Origin of the sequence: Streptomyces sp. NBC_01384, from assembly GCF_045040035.1 — a bacterium.
Classification (GTDB): Bacteria; Actinomycetota; Actinomycetes; order Streptomycetales; family Streptomycetaceae; genus Streptomyces.
Map to the genome: position 1 here is coordinate 1,584,870 of NZ_CP109559.1, position 23,522 is coordinate 1,608,391.

The window sequence follows — 23,522 nt, forward strand, 5'->3', positions numbered from 1 at the left end:
TGTGGGGAGGGCATGCGATGGCGGCGAACAGCGGTGCGGGGGACCCCGAGCGACTGCGGCTGGCGGAGGCCGACGCGGGGCGGGCGGCGTGGCGGCGTTGGGGGCCGTATCTGAGCGAACGGCAATGGGGCACGGTCCGCGAGGACTACAGCCCCGGCGGTGACGCCTGGTCGTACTTCACCCACGACCAGGCCCGCTCCCGCTCCTACCGATGGGGCGAGGACGGTATCGCGGGCGTCAGCGACGACAAGCAGCGGCTGTGCTTCGCGCTCGCCCTGTGGAACGGCCGGGACCCGATCCTCAAGGAGCGGATGTTCGGCCTGACCAACGCCGAGGGCAATCACGGCGAGGACGTCAAGGAGTACTACTTCCACCTCGACTCGACGCCCACCCACTCGTACATGAAGTTCCTCTACAAGTACCCGCAGGGTGCCTTTCCGTACGACGATCTCGTGGCCGTCAACCGGGCCCGCGGGCGGCACGACCCCGAATACGAACTCCTCGACACCGGCGTCTTCGACGAGGACCGCTACTTCGACGTGTTCGTCGAGTACGCCAAGGCAGGCCCCGAGGACCTGCTGATCGAGATCACCGCACACAACCGCGGCCCCGACGAGGCCACCCTCCACCTGCTGCCGACGCTCTGGTTCCGGCACACGTGGTCGTGGGCGGGAGGCACGGCCGTGCCCGGTCTGCGGCGGACGGACGGCGCGATCCGGGCCGACCACGAGGAGCTCGGCACACGGTGGCTGTACCTCACCGGCGAGATGGAGACCCTGTTCACCGAGAACGACACCAACAACGAGCGCGTCTTCGGCAGTCCGAACGCCATCCCGTACGTCAAGGACGGCGTCGACCGGTACGTCGTCCACGGCGAGACCGGCGCCGTCAACCCGCGGCAGACCGGCACGAAGGCCGCCGTCCACCATGTCCTCACCGTGCCGGCCGGTGACAGCGCCACCGTCCGGCTGCGCCTGACCGACACCGAACTCGCTGACCCCTGGGCCGAGTTCCACCAGGTACTCGACACGCGACGGACCGAGGCCGACGTGTTCTTCGAGGGTGTCGTCCCCGACGGCCTGGCCGAGGACGAACGGCGCATGGTGCGGCAGGCCCTCGCCGGAATGCTGTGGAGCAAGCAGTACTACTACCTCGACGTCGAGCGCTGGCTCGCCGAGCACGGCGTCGATCCGCTGGCCGCCGACCCCGGTATCCGCAACAGCGCCTGGTACCACATGGCGGGCGACGAGGTCATCTCGATGCCGGACACCTGGGAGTACCCCTGGTTCGCGGCCTGGGACCTCGCCTTCCACGCCGTCGCCCTGTCCATGGTCGACATCGGTTTCGCCAAGTCGCAGCTGGAGCTGCTGCTGCGGCGCCTGTATCTGCATCCCAACGGCCAGATCCCGGCGTACGAATGGAACTTCGGTGACGTCAACCCGCCGGTGCACGCCTGGGCCGTCCTCTTCGTCTACGAGCTGGAGAAGCACCGCACGGGCCGCGGCGACCGCACCTTCCTGGAGAACGCCTTCCAGAAGCTGATGAAGAACTTCACCTGGTGGCTCAACCGCAAGGACGTCGACGGCAACAACGTCTTCCAGGGCGGCTTCCTCGGCCTCGACAACATCGGCGTCTTCGACCGCAGCGCCCCGCTGCCCACCGGCGGCCACCTCGACCAGGCCGACGGCACCGCGTGGATGGCCCTGTACTGCCAGAACCTCCTGGAGATCGCCATCGAACTGGCCGATGGCAACCCGGTCTACGTCGAGCACGCGCAGACCCTGTTCGAGCACTTCGCCTGGATCGCGGTCGCGATGAACCGCATCGGCGACGACAACCAGAGCCTGTGGGACGAGGAGGACGGCTTCTTCTACGACGTCCTGCGCCTGCCCGACGGCGGCGCGACCCGGCTGAAGGTCCGCTCTCTGGTCGGGCTGATCCCGCTCGCCGCGACCAGCGTGATCGGCGGCTGGACGGATCAGCGTTTCCCGGAACTGGTCCAGGGCGCACAGGAGTTCGTGCGCAGGCACCCGGCCGTCGAAGCCCTTGTGTCCTCCCACCACGTCCTCGGGTCGGACGCGGCGGGGCGTCACCTGTTCGCCTTGTTCGACGAGGACCGGCTGCGGCGCATCCTGTCCCGCATGCTCGACGAGGACGAGTTCCTCGGCCCGCACGGCATCCGCTCCCTGTCGCGGTATCACGCCGCGCACCCGTACACCTTCCAGGTGCACGGCGAGACGTACGGAGTCGGCTACCTGCCCGCCGAATCCGACTCGGGCATGTTCGGGGGCAACTCCAACTGGCGTGGCCCGGTGTGGTTCCCGGTCAACGTCCTCCTCGTCCGCGCCCTGCTGAACCTGCACGCCTACCACGGCGACGACTTCACCGTGGAATGCCCGACCGGCTCCGGCCGGCGGATGAACCTCTACGAGGTCGCGCGCGAGATCGCCGACCGGCTCACCGCCACCTTCCTGCGCAATGCCGAGGGCCACCGCCCGGTGCACGGTGCCCAGCCGAAGTTCGCCAAGGACCCGTACTGGCGCGATCTGATCCTGTTCCACGAGTACTTCCACGGAGACACCGGCGCCGGCCTCGGCGCCTCCCACCAGACCGGCTGGACGGGCCTGGCCGCGGTCACCGCCACCCTGTTCCATCTCGTCGGCGCCGGTGACTGGGGCGCACTGAGGGAGGAACCCCTGTCATGACGGTGATATACGAGATCAACACCCTGGTCTGGCTCCGCGAGTTGAGCGAACGGTACGAACGTCCGGTCGCTCTGGGCGACGTGCCCGGCGAGGTCTGGGACGAGGTCGCACGGCCGGGTGTGGACACCGTATGGCTGATGGGCGTGTGGGAGCGCAGCCCGGCGGGACTGACGATCGCCCTGCGGGACGACCGCCTGCTCGCCTCCTTCCGCGACGCCCTGCCCGACCTCACCCCGGCGGACATCGCCGGGTCCCCGTACTGCGTACGGAACTACGTCGTCGACGAGAGCCTCGGCGGCCGCGAGGGACTGGCCGCGGCACGGGCCGAACTCGCCGCGCGGGGCGTACGCCTGATCCTGGACTACGTCCCCAATCACGTGGCCCCCGACCATCCCTGGCTCACCGAGCGCCCGGACTGCCTGGTCCGGGGCACGCCGGACGACCTGGCCCGCGCACCCGAGGCCTTCCTGGAGGCGGGCGGGCAGGTGTACGCGCGCGGCCGCGACCCGTACTTCCCGCCGTGGCCGGACGTCGTCCAGCTGAACGCCTTCAGCGACGAGCTGCGGGCGGCGGCGGTGGACACGCTGGCGGCGATCGGCGACCAGGCGGACGGCGTGCGCTGCGACATGGCGATGCTCCTCATGAACGACGTGTTCGCGAAGACGTGGGGCAACCTGGCGGGAGCGGCCCCCGCGGAGGACTTCTGGCCGTACGTCATCCCCCGCGTGCGGGAGCGCCACCCCGGTCTCCTCTTCGTCGCGGAGGCGTACTGGGACCTCGAACGGTCCCTCCAGCAGCAGGGTTTCGACCACTGCTACGACAAGCGGCTCTATGACCGCCTGGTCCACGAGGACGCCGGATCCGTCCACGCCCACCTCGGCGCCGACCTCGCCTACCAGCGCCGGCTCGTCCGCTTCCTGGAGAACCACGACGAACCCCGGGCCGCCGCCGTCCTGCCCGGCGGACGGGAACGCGCAGCCGCCGTCGCCGTCGCCACCCTGCCGGGCGCGACCCTCTGGCACGAGGGCCAGTTCGAAGGACGCCGCGTACGCCCGCCCGTGTTCCTCTCGCGTCGGCCCCAGGAACCGGCCGACGCGTCCCTGCATGACTTCTACGACCGCCTGGTGACCGCCGTGGCCCCCGTCCGCGAGGGCGACTGGCAGCTGCTGACCTGCACGGGCTGGCCGGACAACGACACCCACCACAACCTGCTCGCCTGGTCCTGGACCGCCGGCCAGGGACGGTACCTCGTCGTGATCAACTACTCCGACCGGCCCGCCCAGGGGCGGGTTCCGCTGCCCTGGACCGACCTTCACGGGCAGTCATGCGAACTGACCGAACTGCTCGCCGAGAACACCTACGAACGGGAAGGCGACGAACTGGTCGATCCGGGCCTGTTCGTCGCACTCGACGCCTGGCACTGGCACCTGCTCTCGCTGAGCCGGTAGGAGACGGGTGGCCCTTGCGGCCCGGCCGCCGGGGCCACCCCCTTCCTCATGACGCTCATGGCGCCTGTCGCGTCCTCGCGGGCTTCTCGGAGTCGGCGGTGGCGTGGACCTCATCAGTGGTCAGATAGGCATCGGTATGCTCCATCGCCCGGATCGTGCTCGGCTGTCCGGCGAGGAATCCGGTGCGGACGAAATCGTCTCCCGCCACCGCGTGCAGCATCCAGTTCGTGGCGACGCGGGTCCTGGCCACGAGCGTGGGCAGCGCCAGCAGGTGGTAGACGCGCGTCACCAGCTGTGCCGGGAGGCCGCTGAGCGGGATGCCCAGCGGCCGGGCGACGGAGCCCAGGCCGCCCAGGTCGACGACCAGGCCGAGATCGCGGTGCCGGTACTGGCTCGGACTCCGTCCGCGCAACCGCGCGACGACGTTGTTCCCAGCCGTCCTGCCCTGACGCAGGGCGTGCTGCGCGGTGGGTGGGCAGACCGCGTCCCCACCGGCGGCGAGGTCCGGTACCGCGGCGGCGTCGCCGAGGGCGAACACGTCGTCGTGGCCCGGCAGGGTCAGCTCCGCGGTGACCGCGAGCCGGCCCCGTACGGTCTTCGCGCCTGTCGACGCGACCAGCGGGCTTGCCGCGACCCCCGCGGTCCACACCAGGGTGTGGGCGGGAAGCCGGCGCCCATCGGTGAGTTCGACCCAGCCGGGCCCGGCCGACGCCACGCTCACACCGAGGGAGACCTCGATGCCGCGCCGCCGCAGCCGGGCCAACGCCTTGTCACCCAGTCGCGGGCCCAGTTCCGGCATCAGCCGGGGCGAGACATCGACCAGGTGCCACTCGATCGACTCCCGGCTCAGCCCCGGGTAGCGGTAGGTCGCCGCGACGGCGAGTCGCTGGAGGTAGGCGGCGGTCTCGGTGCCCGCGTATCCGCCGCCCACGACGACGAACCGCAGCCGTGCCTCCCGCTCCGCCGGGTCCTCGGTCGCGTCGGCCAGGTCGAGTTGGGCGATGACGTGGTCGCGCATGGCGACGGCCTCCGCCAGGGTCTTCATGCCGCGGGCGTGTTCCGGCACACCGGGGATGTCGAACGAGCGCGTCACGCTCCCGCTGGCCAGCACCACGATGTCGTATCCCTCGCGGACCTCCTGATCGGTGATCAAGCGCACCACGCACTCCCGGGAGTCGAGGTCGACGCCCAGGGCGGTGCCGGGGACGATCCGGGTGCGGCGCAGCACCCTGCGCAGCGAGACAGCAATCGACTGCGGTGTCAGCACCCCGGCCGCCACCTGCGGCAACAGTGGCAGGTACAACTCGTAGTCGAGCGGCGTCACGAGGACGATGTCGGCCTCGTCGGCCTTCAGTACCCGTTCCAGCCGACGGGCGCAGGCGACGCCCGCGAAGCCGCCGCCGACGATCAGGACACGGGGACGGGTGGGGTTGATCGGACTGGTCATGACACTTCCTCCGAGCGGCTGAGCGGGGCAGGGCGACCGAGGGCCGCCATCGTGATCCGGGTGGTGAGACAGCGGCTTCCGTCGGATGACGTAAACGCCTACCGTGCGGCAGGAACGGCCCGGACGACCGTCGTACGTCCTGTCGGGCAGTCGTCCGACAGAAGCTCGACAGGACGTCGGCCACCTAACTTCGGAGTCATGAGAAGAACGGAACGAGTAACCTCTCCAGTGACCGTGGCCGTCAAGTCCGGCGACCTCCGGCTTGCTTGTGACATCTCCACCGCCCTGCGTGCCCGGCCCCGCGTGTGCCTGCTGCGACCGGAGCAGGAAGCACGCGCGGAGGCGCTGCTCGTCCTGGCCACGGAGCTCGACGAAGAGGCGCTCGCGCTCATGCGCGGTGCGTGCGGGGAGCACGGGCGGCCGCGCATCGTGCTGGTGGCCCAGTACGTGGGGCGCGCCCAGCTTTCCCGGGCAGTGCGTCATGGACTTGTCAACGTGCTGCCCCGGCGTACTGGGCTCGACCACGTCGTCCTCGCCCTGTTGCGTACCCGCGAGGGGCGGATGCGCCTGTCCGACTCCGCCCTTGTCGATGGCCTGGACCTGCGCCAGCGAGCCCAGGCCATCCACGGCGTGACACCCTACTGGGCACCGTAGGCCGTTAGCGGTCCCCCTGTGCCAGAACGTGCGCGAAGGCCTCGTCCCAGTCCATCGAGAGGCCTTCCGTGCCGAAGGGAACGGATCTGAGCGTCTCATCGATCCAGGCGCGCAGGGGGTCGATGCGGCCTTCGAGGAGTGCCACGTCGGTCCGTCCCTGGAGGAACATCCAGAAGCTGTCCCCGCCATGGTGCTGGCACGGAGGCCAGATCCGTACGTCGCCGTCACCGCTCGGTCGGTGCAGGCCCGTCACGAGCAGTTCCCGCGAGAGCGCCCAGGTGACGGCGCCGCCGACGTCGTTGAAGAATTCGACGCGCACCTCGAGGGGCTGGGTGTGGTCGAAGCTGAAGCGGGCCTGGATCGGCAGTGTCTCGCACAGGGACACGTGCCGCCACATCCTCAGGGAGAGATCCGCGCAGTCCTGTTCTGAGGAACGTACGTCCCTGGCTGGTTCGTTGTGCGAGCGGGCCATGTGCTTCCCTTTCTGTGCTGATCTGTGCCGGGGCGGGTGAGCTGCGCCCGGCGCGGCCTCAGGGTGTGCCCCTCGTCCCGCGCCGGGCGCAGTCGGCCCCCCCTTGTCAGATGGCCGGGTTCTTCAGGCTCCGCCGCTGGTGGACGACGATGTAGCCGAGCAGTGCGTAGCCGAACAGGTGGCCCGTGGTGCGGGCGAGCCTGTGGCGCGGAGCGTCACGGAACCAGTGATGGTGGGAATGGGAAGGTGTGCGGGAGACCGCCTTCGTACCGGCGACCGCTGCGAGTGCGTCCCGCAGCAGGTTTTCGAGCTCGGCGCCCGGCTCGCGGAGCCGGCCGGTGCCCTTCTTCTTGCTTCGAGTTGCGTCGTGCATGGCGTGCTGTGCCTCTCGGTCGGGTTCGAGTGGTCCTGAGAAGAGGAGCAGGCCAGTCCCGCGGGGTTTCCCGAAGGACCGGCCCTGGTGAATCTCCTGATGCGGCTTGGTGTCAGCCGGTGATGAACAGGTCGTCGCGCACGTCGTAGACGCCCGGGGCCATCCAGGCGGCCGAGATCACGGCGTCGTGCTCCGCCCACGTGCGGACATGGCCGGTGAGGATGACCGTGTTCGCATCGGTGGTGACGGCGACTTCACTGTCGTCGAGGATCAGCGCGTTGCGGTCCAGCGCGTCCGACACCAGCAGGGTGACGTCGACCGGGTCGGCGTCGTCGGAGATCTCGATCTTGTTCTTGATACCGCGGACTCCCGTGAGTCCGGCGACCGCGTCCTCCGCGGCCCGCCGCTCCGAGCCGTACCGGACAACGCCGGTCAGCTTCAGGTTGCCGTTGCTGGCGGTCGCCTCGACACCGATCGGCACGGCGATGTTCATCAGCAGCACGCTGTTCGCCGTCTCGGCCAGCGTCGCGTCGTCGCGCTCGTGCGCGGCCGGCAGCACCACCTCCAGGTTGTTGTGGACCTTGGTGACGCCGGCCACCCGCTGCGCGGCGGCGGCGGCTTCGAGGTACTGGAGGTAGCTCGGGACGGTGCCGGTGAGCCTTACTTCGCCCCCGAGGTTGTGAACGGTGATGTCCGTCGCGTCCACCAGCGGGTCGAAGACGAGTTCCGCGTCGACCGACTGGCGAATGTCCTTGGTCTTGCTCATCAGAGAGATCCTTCCGTTCCGGCGAGAGCGGCGAATTTCCGCTTCGTCATCAGTTCACCGCGAAACCTCGGTGCCAGTAAAAGCGATGGGGATGATTCTGGTATTGGTCTGCGCCATGGATTCCATGACATAGGCCGGGTAGCGGTTCAGGTGGCAATCTTTTCGGCGGTGTCGAAAAGTACCTTCTGCAATTCACGGGGGAGATCCGTGCTCCACACCAGACCGGCGGTGGCGGTCAGCGGGGACCCCTCGACGCGAACGGGCACCATCTCGTGACGGCCTGCGTCCGCCGTCGACTGCGGAGCGATCCCCACGGGGCGGCACGGCCCCGTCAGGACGGCGCTCGGCCGGCTCCCGGTCGCGGCGAAGGCCAGCGTCATGGGCAGCGACTGCCGAAACGGCGGGTCGGTGAAGTCGAAGGACGGGTTCCTGGTCCGCAGCGCCGAGCGCCATGCGTCGTACGTTCCGGGGTCCGCGTGACGAGGACCGTGGATGATGTGCATACGGGCGAGTTCGTCGAGGCCGATGGCCCCGTTCACCACCCCCTGGTGCCGTGCCGGAATCCAGAGATCGGGTTCGAAGGACCCGATCTCCATCACGTCGAGGGGGTCCGGCAGCGCACAGTTCGCCGGGCTCATCCAGCCCAGAGCGGCGTCGGCCCGCCGCTGAAGGATCGAGGAGAAATCAGCGTCCAGCGCTGTCTCCAACCAGGTCACGTCGACCTCGGGAGCCGCGGATCGCAGCCGCGAGACGGTCTCCGCGGCGAGCGTGGGCGGCAGATACGGCTGAACGACGAAACGCAGGCGCGACCGGCCAAGACCCGCCGCCTGTCGGGTTCGGCTGACGCCATGATCGACCAGGGAGAGAACGGCCCGGGACTCCTCCAGCAGTACGGTGCCGGCTTCGGTCAGCCGAACTCCTTCACGCCGACGCTGCAACAACGGCGCGCCGACGAATTCCTCCAGACGCCTGATCTGCTGACTCAGTGTCGGCTGCCCGACATACATGCGCTCTGCGGCATGTGTGAAGGTGCCTGCTTCCGCCACTGCCACGAAATAGCGCAGATGGCGCAGCTCGACACCATGGGGTGCCGAATTCTCAGAATCGAGCAAGGAAATCGATCCGTTCTCGGCTTTTCCCATGCAGTCCCATCCGGCCACTCGACAGAAGCGGACTCGTGTCATGCTGCCGGAGGTCCCGTTGCCGGGCTTGCGTCATCCGACTGCCGCGATGTCCTCACCGGGGGGTGTCGGGCCGTGTCCTGTCGCGATACATCGCCACAACCGCCCTGCGCAGGCTGAGCCGCTCGGCGATCTCGTCGTCCGGAAGCCGCAGGGCGGACAGCTCGGTGATCTGCCTCAACCGCTCGGCGGACGACTCGGGCCAGTCGATCGGGGCGCCCGTTGCCTGCAGTTCGAGTCGTGCCTCGTCACTACACGGAAGCGCGCCGATCCGGTCGAAGGTGGACTGCGCCGAGGTCAGCGGCGACCGCGCCTCATGGACCCGTTTCTGGCGGCGCAGCCAGGAGCCGTACGCCAGCTCGACCTTCGCGCGGGCATAGGGCCAGTCGGACAGATCCTGCCGCAGCGCCGCCAAGTAGAAGTCCTCGGCGTCCTCGTCGGCGGCCAGGACCGCACGGGCGTACAAGAGGTGGACATGCAGAAGCGGCGACGGCGTCTCCCGTGCGATCATCTCCAGCTCCGCCACCAGCTCTCGGGCGTCTTCTCGGTGTCCGGCGCGTACGGCCGCGTCCGCAAGGAACATCAGGCTCGCGAAACCGTTCCGCTGGTGGAAGCTGGGTTCGGCCGGATCGAATATCGCCCGCAACGTCCGGTAGGCGTCCCGGTTCCGCCCGGCCGCCAGTGACACCAGTCCACGGGCGAGTTGAAGCATTGACAGCATCACGTTCCGGCCGCGGGCCTCTCGCAGTTCGGCCTCGATGGCCCGCCGCAGTGCCTCCTGCGCATCACCGACGAACGCTTTCAGCAGGACGTCGCACACCAGCTGTCCGGCTCCCCACGCCGGCTGCCCCGTCTCCGCTGCCAGCCGCTTCCCCTCCTCGGCCACGTCGGCCGCCCGCACCAATTCCCCGAGCAGCACGTACGTCACCGACTGCGTGGTCAGCACCTGCGAGAGGAGTCCCAGTCGGCCCTGCTGGCGCAGTATCACCTCGGAGCGGGACAGCAGCTCGGTAGCCAGGGCCATGTGCCCCACCCCGTGCGCGGTGATGCCCATGACCCGCAGTGCGTCCCCATCGTCGCCAGGAGGCATCCGGGTCAGTGCCTCGACGACCTGCCGGGCGCGCAGCACCGGTTCCACCGCCGCCAGGGCCGCGAGGTAGCGCGGGTCACCCGCCGTCTCGGGCAGCCGGTCGACGCAGGCAACGACACGCGCCCGGGCGGCCGGCCCGGTGTCGGCCCACCAACATCGCAAGGAAGCCGCCAGGAGAAGGTCGAGCGACAGATCGGGATCGGCAGGCGCGGACCGAACGGCGAGGTCGCACAACTCGTTCACGCGCGCGGCGCCCCCGGGCGTGTGGTCGAACATCTCACCGAGCCATTCCATACGCGCCCGGTCCAGGTCGGTCAGGTCGGTCCTGGCAGCCGACTGCAGCAACTCGTGGACAATGTCCTCCCGGCCCATTCCGAAGGCGTGCCCGGCCGCCACCAGCAGCCGGTGCCCGCGCAACGCCGACCAACTCGTCAGCTGTGCCGACCGCTCGAGATCGTCGATCGCCGAGAACACCGCGCCCCGGCTCAGCGCATGCGCGGCATTGGCCTCGAGAGCGTCGGCGATCCGGTCGTCGGGACCCACGATGGACTGCGCGTTGTGCCAGGTCCGCCGGTACACATCGTCCAGTGTGTCCGCCAGCGCCCGGTGGGCCGAATGGTGCCGGGCCAGGCTTTCGGCCTGCAGGATTCCCGAGCGCATCAGGGGGTGCAGGAAGGCGACCCGGCCCTCTTCCACGCTCACCAGTCCTACCGCCTGCGCGGGGTCGAACACCTCAGGAGTGACCGGTTCGCCGCACAGGGCCGAGACCGCCTTGATGATTTCGGCGAGGTCGTCTGCCGGGTCGACGGCCGCGACGAGCAAGGCGTCCCGGGTCGCCGAGGGCAGTTCGGCCCCGCGCCCCGCGAACGCGTGTTCCAGCCGGTCGGACAGGGTCAACGGACGCAGTCCACCGGAGGGCGCGGCCGCCATCGCGATCGGCAACTCGCGGAGCGCCAGCGGATTGCCCAGCGCCTCTCGCCGGATGCGCCGCCGCTCGGCCGGACTCAGGCCAGGAGCATGAGCGGACAGGATCTGCGCTGCCGCATCGTCGTCCACGCCGCCCATTGTCAGCTCCGGAAAACCGGCGTGGCGGAACGGGCCCGTATGGCCCCGGCGCATCACGGCGATGATCACCACGGGTCCCGCCACGCGCCGTCCGACGAACGTCAGCACCTCGTGCGACTGCGGATCCAGCCACTGCACGTCGTCGGCCAGTATCAGCACCGGCTGGTCGGCCGCCATGGCCGCCAGCAGGTCCACGACCGCCAGATTGATCAGTAACGGCTCCGGTGGCGGGCCCTCGACCAGGCCGAACGCCGCCGACAACGCTTCCCTCTCGTGCCGCGGAAGCAGCGAGACATGATCGAGCACCGGACCGACCATCTGGTGCAGTCCCGCGAAGGGAAACATCGTCTCGCACTCGACACCGACCAGCCGAAGTATCCGGAAACCCCGGGCCCGCCCCCTGGACTCCGCCTCGTGCAGCAGCGACGACTTACCGATACCCGGGTCCCCGAGCATCAGCAGCACCGCACCGCTCGACGGCGTACGTTCGAGGAGCCTCGCCAGCACGGCGATCTCCCGCTCTCTTCCGACCAGCCTCGCCGCACCCATGGATCCCTCCCAACTCCCCAGAGCCTCCACGCTAGTCACTCCGCACCATCGGCGGCTTGCGTCGTTTGACTGATCCCGCCCGCGCATCCGGTGGTGCGGCGAGCGCTGGTTTCAGTGGTCGTTCGCGGCCGGTTCCGGCAGCTTCAGCAGCGGCGCCAGCTCACTGCGCGAGGTGATTCCGAGCTTGGGGAAGGCTCTGTACAGATGTGCGGCGACCGTACGGTGTGACAGATGCAGTCGTTCCGCTATCTCCCGGTTGGCGAGCCCTTCCGCGGCCAGCCGGGCGATCAGTGTCTCCTGGGGTGACAGCAGCTCCATGACGGACGGAAGCGGGTTGCCGGCTGCTTGAGCAGCGTTGCGGCCCGCCCAGTTCGAGGCTCCGATGAGCTCGAAAGCGGTCCGCGCCGAGAGCAGCATCGCGCGCGACCGAGCGGCCTGCCGGCGGCGCCGCAGCCACTGTCCGTACGCGTGTTCCGTCCGCGCCTTGACCAGCGGCCAGCGGGCCAGGTCCTGGCCCAACGCGACCATGTACAGTTCCTCGGCCGCCGCGTCGGCGGCGAGCACGGCTCGCGCGTACGGCAGCTGGACGTGCAGCAGCGGGGCGGGAGTCACGCCTGCCGCTTCCTCGAGGATCGCGAGTATGTGCGCGGCTTCATGACGGCTGCTGCCACGATCCGCTGCCATGGCGAACGGCATCACCGCGGCGAAGCCCTGCCACCGCAGGCCCTCGTGCGGCTGCTCCAGAAGCGGCCTCAGCTCTTCGTACGCCTCGGCGTACCGTCCCTCACCGAGCCGCGCCACGCCACGGGCCAACCGTAGCGTCGGGATGAGATCGGCGCGCTGCCATGTCGCCACGGTGTCGGCCAGCTCCACCGCGCGCTCGACTTGCCCGCGCAGTGCGGCGGCGACCGCGTCCGTGCCGGTGAGCGCGGCGACTAAGGCCGGCTGTCGAGTCTCGGCGAGAATCCGGCGTGCTTCTTCGGTGAGATGAGCGGCACGCGGCCAGTCCCCGAGCAGCAGCAGGTCGGCAGCTTCGGTGAGGAGTGTCTCCGACAGCAGACCGAGTCGGCCCTGCTCGCGAAGAATCGGTTCTGCTCGACCGAGCAGGTCGACCGCGCGGACCGGATCGCCGATCGCGTGCGCGGCCATGCCGAACAGCCGGAGGCCGTCGGCGTCAGGGAGATACCACACCCTCTCGTTCGAAGGCAGCCGGTCGGCCACCGCCCGGCCGTGGAGCACAGGTTCGGCCAGCGCCAGAGCCGCGATGTGCCGTGGGTCGCTCGTCCCTGTCAGCCGCTCGGCGGCCGCGACGATGCCGGCCCGCGGAGCGGGGCCGGCACCGGTCCTGTGAGCACGGAGCGCCGCGCTCAGCAACAGGTCGAGAGCCAGGTCGGGATCGCCTGCCGACAGCTCGGTGATATCCCGCACTTGTGTCCGGGCCGGACCGGGCTGCGGGTCCGCGTCCGAGATGTCCCGCAACAACCAGGCCTTCGCCCGGTCCGCGTCGCTGAGCTCCTGACGTTCTGCCTCGTCGATCAGGGAGTGGGTCAGGCGTGTGCGGCCGAGACCGTACGCATGCTCGGCCGCACACAGAAACCGGTGTCCCCGGGTGGCCGAGTCCGCGGTGAGCTGCGCCGATCGCTCGAGCGCCCAGATGGCCGCGACGACTCCGTGACGCCGGAGCAAGGGAGCGTGAGCATCCGCCAGTTCGTCCGCTATCTCGTCGTCGGGGCCGTTGACGGACTGGGCACGATGCCATGTGCGCCGGTCCGGCTGCTCGGCCAGCACCCGCGCCATAGCGGCGTTGGCGGCCTGTCGGCGGGCCGGGGTCTCCGCCTCCAACACCGCGAATCGGACCACGGGATGGAGGAAGCGCAGTCTCGTCCTGTCGAGTCGTATCAACGACGCCGCGACCGCGCTGTCGAGAACGTCCACCGCGACAGCGCGCCCTGCCAGGACGGAGGCGGCTGCAAGGATCTCCGAGAGGTCTCCGACATGCTCGACGGCCGCGACCAACAGGGCGTCCCGGGCCTGCACCGGCAGTTCGCCGAGCCCGGCCGCAAACGCCGTCGCCAATGCGGAGCTCACCGGCAGGTGGGTCCACGAACCCGGCAGTCCCGTCGGGCGCCACGCTGCGGGGAGTTCAACCAGCGCCAGCGGGTTGCCGAGCGCCTCCCCGAGTATCCGCTCCCGAACAGCAGGAGGCAGCGTGGCCGCATGGCGGGCCAGCAGCCGCCGCGCCGAGGGCACGTCCAGCACCGGCACGTCCAGCACGGGCACATCCGGCATGTTCCGTCCGCTGCGGCGTGCCCCGAGGATGACGATCGGGTTGTCGCTCACCCTGCGCCCCATGAACGCCAATACGTCTCGGGTGGGCCTGTCGAGCCACTGCCCGTCGTCGGCGATCAGCACCACGGGCTGCTCGGCCGCCCTCGTGGTGATCAGGTTGAATACGGCCAGGGCCACCTTGGAGGTCTCCGGCGGTGGCCCGGAACCGATCTCGAACACCGACCGCAGGATCTCGCCCTGTCCCGCGGGCAGGGCGTCCGCCGTGCCCAGCACCGGCCGCAGCAACGCGCGTAGACCGCTGAAGGGGGTGTCGTCAGAGCGCCCGGCAACCTCCAGCAGCTGCCATCCCGCCCTCCGGGCGCGTTCGGCTGCGGCACGCAACAACGCGGACTTGCCGACGCCCGGGCCGCCCTGCAGTGTCATGGCGCCGCCGGCATCGGGCAGCCTTCCCATCAGTTCCTGCAGGACTCTCAACTGCTCGTCGCGGCCAAGGAGCCCGGCCTCGTACACGCGTCTCCCCAGTCTTCCCGTACGCTCAATGCCTTCTCAGCGGGATCGTAGGTGAACCACGGCGGCAGGGCTTGAGTCATGTGACCGGATCCAGAACCACAAAGCGTCGATACCGGGCCCACGCGCGGGTGAGCCGTGAACACCGCGTCGGCACCCATCGCCGAACGCGCACGTCAGACGTAGCCTCGCCGCCGCACCACGCTCAGGGCCAGGGCGCCCAGCGGGACGTTCAGCCAGAACGTGAGCAGCCGGTAGACGAGCACGGCCGACGTGGCCGCCCCGGCCGCCACGCCGAGCGTCGTCAGACCGGCGATGAGTCCGGCCTCCAGCGCGCCCAGACCGCCCGGCACGGGAGCCGCGTTGGCGATCAGGCGGGCCGCCATGTACGCGGCACCGACCTGGATGAAGGGAAGGTCGCCGCCCAGCGCGTGGAGGCTCATGGCCAGGCCGACGATCTGGATGAGAGGCAGGCCGAGAGCGCCGGTGACACCCACGACGATCTTGGCCGGTTCGGTCGCGATCCCGGCGATGGTCGACCCGGCCGCGCGCAGGAACGGCCATACTTTGTCGTGCAGGAAGCGACGGCCGGGCGGGGTGAGGAAGAGCAGGCCCCCGGCAGCGAGCGCCAGGGCGATGGCCCACAGCAGATACCGGCTCGCGGGCAGGTCCAGATGTACTCCGGCGTGGCTCCGTCCCGCCCAGGCGAAGAAGACGGCGGCGACAACGGCGTTGGAGATCGCACCGGCCAGGCTCTGCAGCCCGACGGAGGCCGTGGCGGCCCCGGTCTCGATCCCCGTCTTCTGCAGGTAGCGCAGATTGAGCGCCATGCCACCCACGTTGCTCGGGGTGATCCGGTTCAGGAACGAACTGGCGAACTGCACTTGGTAGGTGGGGCCGAACGGCAGCCGTTCCGGGATGGTGCCCCATTGCAGGCAGGTCGAGAACGCCTGCGAGATGAAGGTGACGGGCAGCACCGCGAGAATCCACCACCAGTTCGCGTCGCGCAGCGCGTCGAGAGCCGCCGGAGCGTTGGCCAACTGCGGGAGCACCAGGTGGAGGACCAGAAACGCGCCCACCAGGCCCAGGGCGCTCTTCCACGTGAAGCGCGCCAGATGCGCGAGCGGAACCGGCGGGGCGCCGCCGGCCGTCTCGACCTCGACGGCGAGATCACGCAGCAGACTGGGACGACCGCCGGCGCGCAGCGTTCGCCGCCGGGCGCTCTCCCTGGCCACCCGTGCGCGGGCCTGGTCGTACCGGGCGACCTCACGCCGCGCGGGCCCCATCAGCGCGAGCGGCTGCAGGTAGGGCAGGGCGGTCACCAGCAGTTCCGGTCCCAGGCCGGCCAGTGCGCACGCGGTGGCACGCTGGGGACCGACCCGTACCGCGGTCGTGGCCAGCAGCTCGGCGATGTCGCTGCCGAGCACCTCGGGCGGAGCATTGAGCTGGGCGCGCGCGAAGGCGGAGAGCCGGCTCTCACCGCCCGGATCGACGAGGACGTGCTCCGGGCGCAGTGCCCGATGTCCCAGCCGGTGCTCCTGGAGGCGGGCCACGGACGTCCACACCCCGATGAGGACGTGGTCCGTCATCTCCTCGTCCGTCAACGCGGACAGCGCACGGGCGTCCTTCTCGACGGTCGCCACGAGCGCGCCGCCCCCGGCCACCGGATACGCCATGACAGGTTCGTCCACCCGGGCACCGGTTCGGGCCGCGAAGACGAGCATGAGCAGTTCGTGCTCGGCCGCCCCGAGCGGTGACTGGCCGGTCGCGTCGGCCGGGTGGCGCAGGAGCGTCCGTCGGGCAAGCCGGTGGAACAGATCACGGTTGTGGTCCTCGGCGGCGAGCACCCGTACCGCCAGCCGGGAACCGGCGGTGGTCACGGCTCGGTAGACGGTTCCCTCACCGGGACTCCGCTCGTCCGAGGGCAGCTCACGCAGGGTGGCGACCGGAATTCCGGAGACGACGAGGGCGTCGGCGACAGCCTGCGCCGCCGGGCGGTCGGCCGGAGCCCCGGCCAGCAGCAGCACGGCCGACCCGGCCGCGCCACCCACGGCGAGTGCGGCGACGGCGTCCAGCGGCATGATCCCAGCGGCCGCGACGCTCAGCACGGCACACGCGAAGGTCAGCGACCACAGCGCCCGCCGCCGACGCGCCCCGAGCCATGGGCCCGCCGCGACGGCCGCCGCCGCGCAGGCCGCCAGGTACACGGCCGACGGCCAGCCCGCCTGCACCAGACCGCCCCGGCCGACCAGCACCCCCGGCCACGTATCCGGCCTGCTGCGCACCAACGCCAGGTGCGTGAGCGACCACGCGACCAGTGCGCCCAGCGCCGCCGCGGGCACGACCCGCAGAACCGGGTCGACCCGCCGCCGTACGAACCACACCGCCAGGGTGGCGATCGGCGCGAGCATGGCGACCACCTGCACCGTTCCCACGAGACCGTCCCGTAGAGCCGGAGGCAGCGCGGTCGCCGTGCTGAGCAGTCCCTGCTGCACCGCACGGGCGAAATCGCGCGTCGCGACCGCCAGCAGCACCGTCACCACAAGTGAGGCCAGGGACACCAGCAGTCGCCACAGATCGGCCGCCCGACGGACGGCCCGTCGAGGCGGAACATCGATCACCGGCGCCGAGGAGCCTTCCGACGTGCCGACGGCGTCCGAAACCGACTGGATGCCACGGCCTTCGAACACTTTGATCACCTCGGCTCCTCGTCAGCAGGCCGAAAGCCCGGATGCGGCACCCGCGTCCCCCTCCAGCATCATCCCCCACTCGGACGTCACCGATGCTCTCGCCGGAACTTCGTCCGCGCATCCGTCACATGACCGCATTGCGTCATGCGACGGTCCGCCGCCACGCGTTTCGCGGACCGCTCCGCCTGCGGAACGAAGTGCTGAGGTACCGACCGCAGTCGGATGACGGATCACCATCCCCGCCCGCCGCGCCTAGCGTTCGATGTGGAGAAGACGACCTTGAGCAAGGTCGGGCGCACCGGCGCGCATGCCTCGCCTCTCCCTCGTTTCCTGTCAGGAACGAGACAACACCCTCACCCTGGGAGATCACCATGCTCAGCTCGCCCAACGCACTGCTCTGGCGCAGCCTGCTGGCGGTCGCCGTCGGAGTGGTCGCCGTGGCATGGCCCGGCATCACCATCGGCGCATTCGTCATTCTGTTTGCCGTCTACGCGTTCATCGGCGCGGCGATGGACGGCGCGCGAGCCTTCAGCAGCGACCGGGTGGGCCCGGTCTTCGGCTGGCTGCTGCTCGCCCTGCTGTCGGTCGTCGCCGGTGTGGTCGCGCTGGCGTGGCCCGGCATCACGGCCCTTGCCCTGACGGTCTGGATCGGCGCGTGGGCGTTGGCTACGGGTGCCATGGAGATCGTCCTGGCATTCCAGCGCGGGGAAAAGCCGGGCGAGCGGGCGCTGTTCGTGCTGACCGGCCTCGTGTCGATCGCGCTGGCCTTCGTGCTCTTCGCCCGGCCGGACATCGGCGCGGTCTCTCTGGCCTCCGTTTTCGGGCTGTTCAGCATCTTCTACGGCACCGCGGGCACCATCGCGTCCTTCCGGGAGCGCAGCGTCCTCAAGGACACCGGCGGTGCGGAGCCGGCGCACGCCTGAGCCGACGCCACTCCTGACGCACCATCACCTGGCGAGTCCCCTCGGCCGACCCGCACCGGAAGCGCGGGCAACCGGCACAGCCGACCCTCGCCCCTCTCCGTCACGACGCCGGTTGAAGTCCTCCGGCCGCATTCCCGAGAAGAGCCATTCATGAACGAAACGCACGTCGCCACCCACGACACTCTGGACACCCATCGGCGCGTCACCGTAGTCGGCGCCGGGGTCATCGGTTCCTCATGGACCGCCCTGTTCCTCGCCAAGGGCCTGACCGTCACCGTCACCGACCCCCTGCCCGACATGGAACAGCAGGTACGCGACCAACTGCAGCAGGCCATCCCCACCCTGCGCGCGCTCGGACTCCCCACCGCCGACCTCGACCGCAACCTGCGCTTCGAAGCCGACCTCGGCAAGGCGGTCGCGGAGGCGGACGTCGTGCAGGAGAACGGCCCCGAACGCCTGGACGTCAAACAGGACCTCTTCGCCCGGATCGAGCAGGCCGCACGTCCCGACACCCTGCTGCTCAGCTCCACCTCGGGCATCCGCGCCACCGACATCGCCCAAGCGCTGCAGCAGCCCGAACGACTCGTCATCGGCCATCCCTTCAATCCGCCGCACCTGATCCCGCTGGTGGAGGTCGTCGCAGGCGAGAAGACCGACCAGGAAGTGGTCAAGCGCGCCGTCGCCTTCTACACGGCGCTCGGCAAGAAGCCACAGGTCCTGCGCAAAGAGGTGCCGGGATTCGTCGCCAACCGGCTGCAGGCCGCGCTGTTTCGCGAGGCCGTCAACCTCGTCGTTCAGGGCGTGGTGACCGAGTCGGAACTCGACAACATCGTGACCTCCTCCATCGGCCTGCGCTGGGCCGTCGCCGGTCCTTTCCGCAGCTTCCACCTCGGTGGCGGCTCCGGCGGCCTGCCCCACTTCCTCGAACACCTCGGACCCGACCTCGAGAGCCTCTGGCGCGACCTCGGTACCCCGGTACTCGACGAGCCCACGGTCCAACTCCTCTCCGGACAAGCCGGTTTCGGCGCGAGTATCGAGGAACTGGAGACCGCACGCGACAAGGCACAGATCAAGGTGCTGCAGGCGGCATCCGTACCGTCCACGACTGACGCCACTCCCGGCACCTGACTCGACCATGACCCCGCGCGGGCGCGGACGGTCCGTGAGCACGGCATACGCTCACTGATGATCGTCCCCGTCCGCGCGGCACGCCGTGCTGGGTACGGTGGTGTTCCTCCGCACCGAGGAACCCAAGCCGTCGCAGGAGGACGACCTGCTCCTCGCCGTGGAACTCGTCGCCTGGGCCGCGACAACTGGTTCGACGTGATCCCGCTGTCCGACGCCCGGACGGCCCTCGTTGTCGGCGATGTGGTGAGACACGGCGTCAACGCCGCGGCGAACATGGGCGCGCCGCTGAGCGCCGCGGCAGCGCGGGCCGCGGCACGGGGAATGCAAGAGCCGCGTGCCTCCGGCGTGGAGTTGGAGGCCGAAGATGAACTTTTCGGCGCCGCACCAAAGGCTCTACCCCCTACGCCATCACGCCGACCGGATCGCCGACCACCATCGCGACACCCTCCACCGGGTCTTCGGTCTCGCGCCCGGACCGTCGCCGGACCCGCTGGTCGCCTCGACGGCCGTACTCGCCACTGGGCGGGCTCGTCGCCGAGCACCGCTGCTGGTGATCGCCGACGACGTGCCGTGGCTCGACCGCGCCGGCGCAGCCGTACTGGGGTTCGCCGCCCGCCGGATCAGCGACGATCCGAAAGGCAGGCAGCACGACCAGACTCCATGGCCGACCATGCTCGTACTCCCAGAAGCCGTTCAGTCCACTCGGCGAAGGTCGCCGACAATCCCGAGCGTGGTACGGCGGTCAGTCACTTTACGGAAGACCCAACCGGCAGCCGTTCGGCATGGTGCTCTCATCGTTGCGCGCCTTCTCGGTTGATGGCTCTCCTGAGGCAGCCGCGGTGGTGCACTCCCAACAAGCATGAAAGGGACTTCCATGACCGATCGTCGACCGCTCCGTCCGTCGTCCGTCGCCCTTGCGGCCGATCCGGCCCTCGAACGCCTGCTATGGGATGACCCGTTCTTGCGTGTCATCTCGACGACCTGCCCGCCCGGGCTGCGGCTCGAAGGAGAAATAGACCTTTGCTCCCGGGATCTACTGGCCGCAGCTCTGGATGAGGCGGTCCGGTTCGGCAGTGGCGATCTGCACGTCGATCTGACGAGCGTCACATTCATCGACGTCGCCGGAACCCGCATGATGACGACTGCTGCGAAGACGCTCAGCCGCGACGGCCGCCGTCTGCTGCTGCACGCCACGCCGCCCGGCACACGCAAAGTGATCCATCTCCTGGGCTGGGAAACGACCCCCGGCCTGATGCACTGCATCGGCGCGATGCTGTAGCGAACCTGTCATCTCGCCGGAGTATGGGCGGCGTCCCCTGCCAATGAGGCCGCCCACCGTCGACGTCGTGAAGGGCCGTCAATACAGTGCCTACGAGGACACCTGGGACAGGCACGGCTCTTTCCCCGGCTCAGCGCCGCCTGTCAGGCAGACCAGCGATCGGCGGCCGGCTGCCTGGCCGCCCCTCAGGACGCGCCCGGTCCGCGGCGGTGAGTTCCGGCTGGTCGGCCTCGTCGATCAGCGCATGGGTCGGTTCGGTGCGACCCGAAGCGCACTCTCACTCGACGCCGCACAGCAGCCTGCGGCCCCGTGTGGCGGCGTCACTGGCTGGTCAAGGCCGGAATGCGGCACCGGTGCCGAAGAACACGCACGTCTCCTCGCGCGGACGGCACACACCCTCGCCGTTCGTGAGCAGGTCAAGGGTGAAGTAGCGGAAGCAGTCGTATGACAGATCGCAGCGGGGAGCCACGACTCTAACGTTCATGGCGAACGCCACGGCCTCGGGCGAGGTCGGGCACCGCACCACGCACTCCCCCTTCGTGTCAGGAACAAGGCGACACCCTCGTATGTGGAAGGTCACCATGCTCAGTTCGCCCAACGCACTCCTCTGGCGCGGTCTGCTGGCCGTCGTCATCGGCGTACTCTCCGTCACATGGCCCGGCATCACCGTCGGCGCCTTCGTCATCCTCTTCGCCGTCTACGCGTTCATGAGTGCGGCGACGGACGGTGCCCGTGCTTTCGCCAGCGACAGGGTGGGGCCCGTCTTCGGCTGGCTGCTGCTCGCCCTGCTCTCGTTGGCGGCCGGCGTCGTCGCGCTGGCATGGCCCGGCATCACGGCTCTCGTGCTCACGATCTGGATCGCCGCGTGGGCACTGACGACCGGTGTCATGGAGATCGTCCTGGCCTTCCAGCGCGGCGAGAAGGCGGGCGAGCGGGCCTTGTTCCTGCTGACCGGCCTGGTGTCGATCGCGTTTGCGTTCGTGCTGTTCGTCCGTCCCGACATAGGTGCGGTCTCACTCGCCACCGTCTTCGGGCTGTTCGGCATCGTCTATGGCGTCTCGGCGGTCTTCGCCTCGTTCGAGGAGCGGCGCCGTCGTACCGACGTGAGCCGGTCCGAGCCGGTCAGCGCCTGAGCGGCACGGAGTCGTACTTCGGCGGGAGCGCGGAGGCACAGTCGTCGTACGTGCCGGTCGATCCGCCGGCCTCGGCCGGCACGAGCGTGCCGAGGTCAGCGAGCCAACCGGTGGAAGCGGGCAGGTGTGGGTCGAGGTCCTGGAGGCCGTCGACATCAACGTGCCGGGGGCCTGCTCATCCCCGGCCTCGTCATCGCCGACGCCGCAGCGACAGCCGAGGCCGGCGTCGTTCTCAGCAACGCGGCCGTCCTTCCCCGCCACGCCGTCCGGTAGTGAGCCGCGCCCGGCCCATTCCCGGAGCCGCGGCGGGGCCGATGCCCGACGCCACCGCGTGGCAGCACTCCAAGACGCGGGAACAGACCCGCGACCACACGGGGAACGGTCGGCAGCACCATGCCGCCGATGCTCCCGTGGCGGCCCTCGGCCGGCGCGTCAATGGCCCTCAGAGGGCCCGGAAGGGGCAGTAGCCGGTCGATGGGCAGGACCACGGCGGGACGGGGCCCCCGGCCGCGGAGAGGCGCCCCTGACGGCCACGTCCGGCCGCCCCGGAGTAACACCAACGGCCGCCCCGGAGGGCCAGGGCGTCTGCCGGGACGGGCGCAACCGCTCGGCCCGGGGCCACGAGGAGCCGGCCCGGGGCACAACCCGTCACCCACCACCAGGGCACGGCCCGCCGTCCCGGAACGGATCGCCCCGTCACCCCTGGCGCATCACGGCCCGTCCGGGTCCGCCCGGTTCAGGGCCGGGCGGGGCGTCGGGCCCGCCGTCAGCAGGTAGTCCGCGGCGGACGTGTCCGTCACCAGGCTGGTGACGAGCCCGGACCGCAGCACCGCGTCGATGGCGGCCGCCTTGCGCTGTCCGCCCGCGATCGCGACGACCTCGGGGATACGGCGCAGCCGGTCGGCCTCGACGGTGATGCACCGCTCGCCGAGGTCACGGCCGACCCGCCGGCCCTCGGCGTCGAAGAGGTGCGCGGACATCTCGGCGGCGACACCGAGGGACGCGTAGTGATTGCGTTCCTCGTCGCTGAGCATGTCGTGCACCGTCGAGATACCGGGCTCCCAGGAGCCGATCGACACACAGGCGACCGTGACCTTGTCGAAGTACTCGAAGGCGCGGGCGATCCCCGTCTGGCTGCGCAGCGCGGCCGCGGTGGCCGCGTCGGGCAGCAGCATCGGCGCGTAGATGGGGTGGGCGTCGCCACCGGACACCTGCGCGGCGCGCCGCACCGCCTCCACCGACCCGCGCTCGGCGGTCCCGGCGTCGTACACGCCCGTCAGCTGCACCACCGTGCACGGCGGGAGCCGGTCGAGGGCGGCCGCCATGTGGATGGTGGAGCGGCCCCAGGCCAGGCCCAGCACATCGCCCTCATCGACGAGCTCGCCGAGCAGGTCGGCGGCGACTTCGCCGAGGTTCTCGGGGTCGGGCGACTCCTCGGCCTCGGCCGGGGACTCGACCACGACGGCGTGCCGCAGGCCGTAGCGGGCGCGCAGCGCGTCGGAGCGCTCCGCGTCCAGCTCGGCGGGCACACGGATCTCGATCCTTACAAGATCCCGTTCGAGAGCGGTCTCCAGGACCCGGGCCACCTTGAAGCGGCTGACGCCGAACTCCTCGGCGATCTGGATCTTGGATTTGCCCTCGAGGTAGAAGCGGCGGGCCATGGCCGCCGCCTGCACCAGCTCAGCGGGTCCCATCCGCATGGCTGACCGGCCCGCCGACATACCCGACACGGCGATCTCCTCACTGCTGTTCACACTCTGGATTCGCCGTTCATCCTTGCAGATCCGGCGTACTTGATCAGCCCTGATGGGCGGCGTTCACGT

Annotated in this window: 17 protein-coding genes; 7 read left to right on the forward strand and 10 right to left on the reverse strand. The window is 70.0% G+C overall.

Features of this window, described 5'->3' with window-relative positions; all coding sequences use genetic code 11:
• Nucleotides 1–17: 17 nt before the first annotated feature.
• Both OG747_RS07025 and OG747_RS07030 read left to right on the forward strand, forming a co-directional pair.
• Complete coding sequence (locus OG747_RS07025; RefSeq protein ID WP_405878423.1) at nucleotides 18–2,705, forward strand: MGH1-like glycoside hydrolase domain-containing protein; 2,688 nt, start codon at nucleotides 18–20, stop codon at nucleotides 2,703–2,705.
• A complete protein-coding gene (locus OG747_RS07030) occupies nucleotides 2,702–4,153 on the forward strand; it encodes an alpha-amylase family glycosyl hydrolase (protein WP_405878424.1) in 1,452 nt (483 codons plus the stop codon). Before OG747_RS07025 ends, OG747_RS07030 begins: the two co-directional genes overlap by 4 nt.
• A 55-nt stretch (nucleotides 4,154–4,208) precedes the next feature.
• Here OG747_RS07030 and OG747_RS07035 read toward each other — a convergent pair whose 3' ends face one another.
• Nucleotides 4,209–5,600 (reverse strand): NAD(P)/FAD-dependent oxidoreductase, encoded by a 1,392-nt coding sequence (locus OG747_RS07035; RefSeq protein ID WP_405878425.1) that lies wholly within the window; start codon nucleotides 5,598–5,600, stop codon nucleotides 4,209–4,211.
• 234 nt (nucleotides 5,601–5,834) lie between these two features.
• Between OG747_RS07035 and OG747_RS07040 the strand changes: the two genes are divergently transcribed.
• Nucleotides 5,835–6,254 (forward strand): hypothetical protein, encoded by a 420-nt coding sequence (locus tag OG747_RS07040; protein WP_405878426.1) that lies wholly within the window; start codon nucleotides 5,835–5,837, stop codon nucleotides 6,252–6,254.
• A 4-nt stretch (nucleotides 6,255–6,258) separates the two neighbouring features.
• Here OG747_RS07040 and OG747_RS07045 read toward each other — a convergent pair whose 3' ends face one another.
• From OG747_RS07045 to OG747_RS07075, 7 genes are all read right to left on the reverse strand, one after another.
• Nucleotides 6,259–6,726: an SsgA family sporulation/cell division regulator gene (locus OG747_RS07045; protein ID WP_405878427.1), complete on the reverse strand. Its 468-nt coding sequence runs from the start codon at nucleotides 6,724–6,726 to the stop codon at nucleotides 6,259–6,261.
• A 106-nt stretch (nucleotides 6,727–6,832) separates the two neighbouring features.
• The gene (locus OG747_RS07050; RefSeq protein ID WP_405878428.1) at nucleotides 6,833–7,099 is read right to left on the reverse strand and encodes a hypothetical protein; all 267 of its coding nucleotides are present in this window, start codon (nucleotides 7,097–7,099) and stop codon (nucleotides 6,833–6,835) included.
• A gap of 112 nt (nucleotides 7,100–7,211) precedes the next feature.
• Nucleotides 7,212–7,865, reverse strand: a complete 654-nt coding sequence (locus OG747_RS07055; protein WP_405878429.1) for a BON domain-containing protein — start codon at nucleotides 7,863–7,865, stop codon at nucleotides 7,212–7,214.
• Nucleotides 7,866–8,011: 146 nt separating this feature from the next.
• Entirely contained in the window at nucleotides 8,012–8,977 is a 966-nt protein-coding gene (locus OG747_RS07060; protein WP_405878430.1) for a LysR family transcriptional regulator, read from the reverse strand.
• A 124-nt stretch (nucleotides 8,978–9,101) separates the two neighbouring features.
• Entirely contained in the window at nucleotides 9,102–11,750 is a 2,649-nt protein-coding gene (locus OG747_RS07065) for an AAA family ATPase (protein WP_405878431.1), read from the reverse strand.
• Between the two features lie 111 nt (nucleotides 11,751–11,861).
• Nucleotides 11,862–14,549 (reverse strand): AAA family ATPase, encoded by a 2,688-nt coding sequence (locus OG747_RS07070; protein ID WP_405878432.1) that lies wholly within the window; start codon nucleotides 14,547–14,549, stop codon nucleotides 11,862–11,864.
• A 173-nt stretch (nucleotides 14,550–14,722) separates the two neighbouring features.
• Nucleotides 14,723–17,245 carry a flippase-like domain-containing protein gene (locus OG747_RS07075; protein ID WP_405878433.1) on the reverse strand — a complete coding sequence of 841 codons (2,523 nt, stop codon included), beginning with the start codon at nucleotides 17,243–17,245 and terminating at the stop codon, nucleotides 14,723–14,725.
• A gap of 362 nt (nucleotides 17,246–17,607) precedes the next feature.
• Here OG747_RS07075 and OG747_RS07080 point away from each other — a divergent pair, with 362 nt between their 5' ends.
• A complete protein-coding gene (locus OG747_RS07080) occupies nucleotides 17,608–18,159 on the forward strand; it encodes an HdeD family acid-resistance protein (protein ID WP_405878434.1) in 552 nt (183 codons plus the stop codon).
• Between the two features lie 150 nt (nucleotides 18,160–18,309).
• A complete protein-coding gene (locus OG747_RS07085; RefSeq protein ID WP_405878435.1) occupies nucleotides 18,310–19,287 on the forward strand; it encodes a 3-hydroxyacyl-CoA dehydrogenase NAD-binding domain-containing protein in 978 nt (325 codons plus the stop codon).
• A gap of 400 nt (nucleotides 19,288–19,687) precedes the next feature.
• On the opposite strand, the gene OG747_RS07090 is transcribed toward OG747_RS07085, so the two are convergent.
• On the reverse strand, nucleotides 19,688–19,936 hold the full coding sequence (locus tag OG747_RS07090) for a hypothetical protein (protein WP_405878436.1): 249 nt from the start codon (nucleotides 19,934–19,936) through the stop codon (nucleotides 19,688–19,690).
• Nucleotides 19,937–20,161: 225 nt separating this feature from the next.
• Between OG747_RS07090 and OG747_RS07095 the strand changes: the two genes are divergently transcribed.
• Complete coding sequence (locus OG747_RS07095; protein ID WP_405878437.1) at nucleotides 20,162–20,566, forward strand: STAS domain-containing protein; 405 nt, start codon at nucleotides 20,162–20,164, stop codon at nucleotides 20,564–20,566.
• 482 nt (nucleotides 20,567–21,048) lie between these two features.
• Nucleotides 21,049–21,699: an HdeD family acid-resistance protein gene (locus OG747_RS07100; protein WP_405878438.1), complete on the forward strand. Its 651-nt coding sequence runs from the start codon at nucleotides 21,049–21,051 to the stop codon at nucleotides 21,697–21,699.
• 710 nt (nucleotides 21,700–22,409) lie between these two features.
• On the opposite strand, the gene OG747_RS07105 is transcribed toward OG747_RS07100, so the two are convergent.
• Nucleotides 22,410–23,453 (reverse strand): sugar-binding transcriptional regulator, encoded by a 1,044-nt coding sequence (locus OG747_RS07105; RefSeq protein WP_405878439.1) that lies wholly within the window; start codon nucleotides 23,451–23,453, stop codon nucleotides 22,410–22,412.
• Nucleotides 23,454–23,522: the final 69 nt, after the last annotated feature.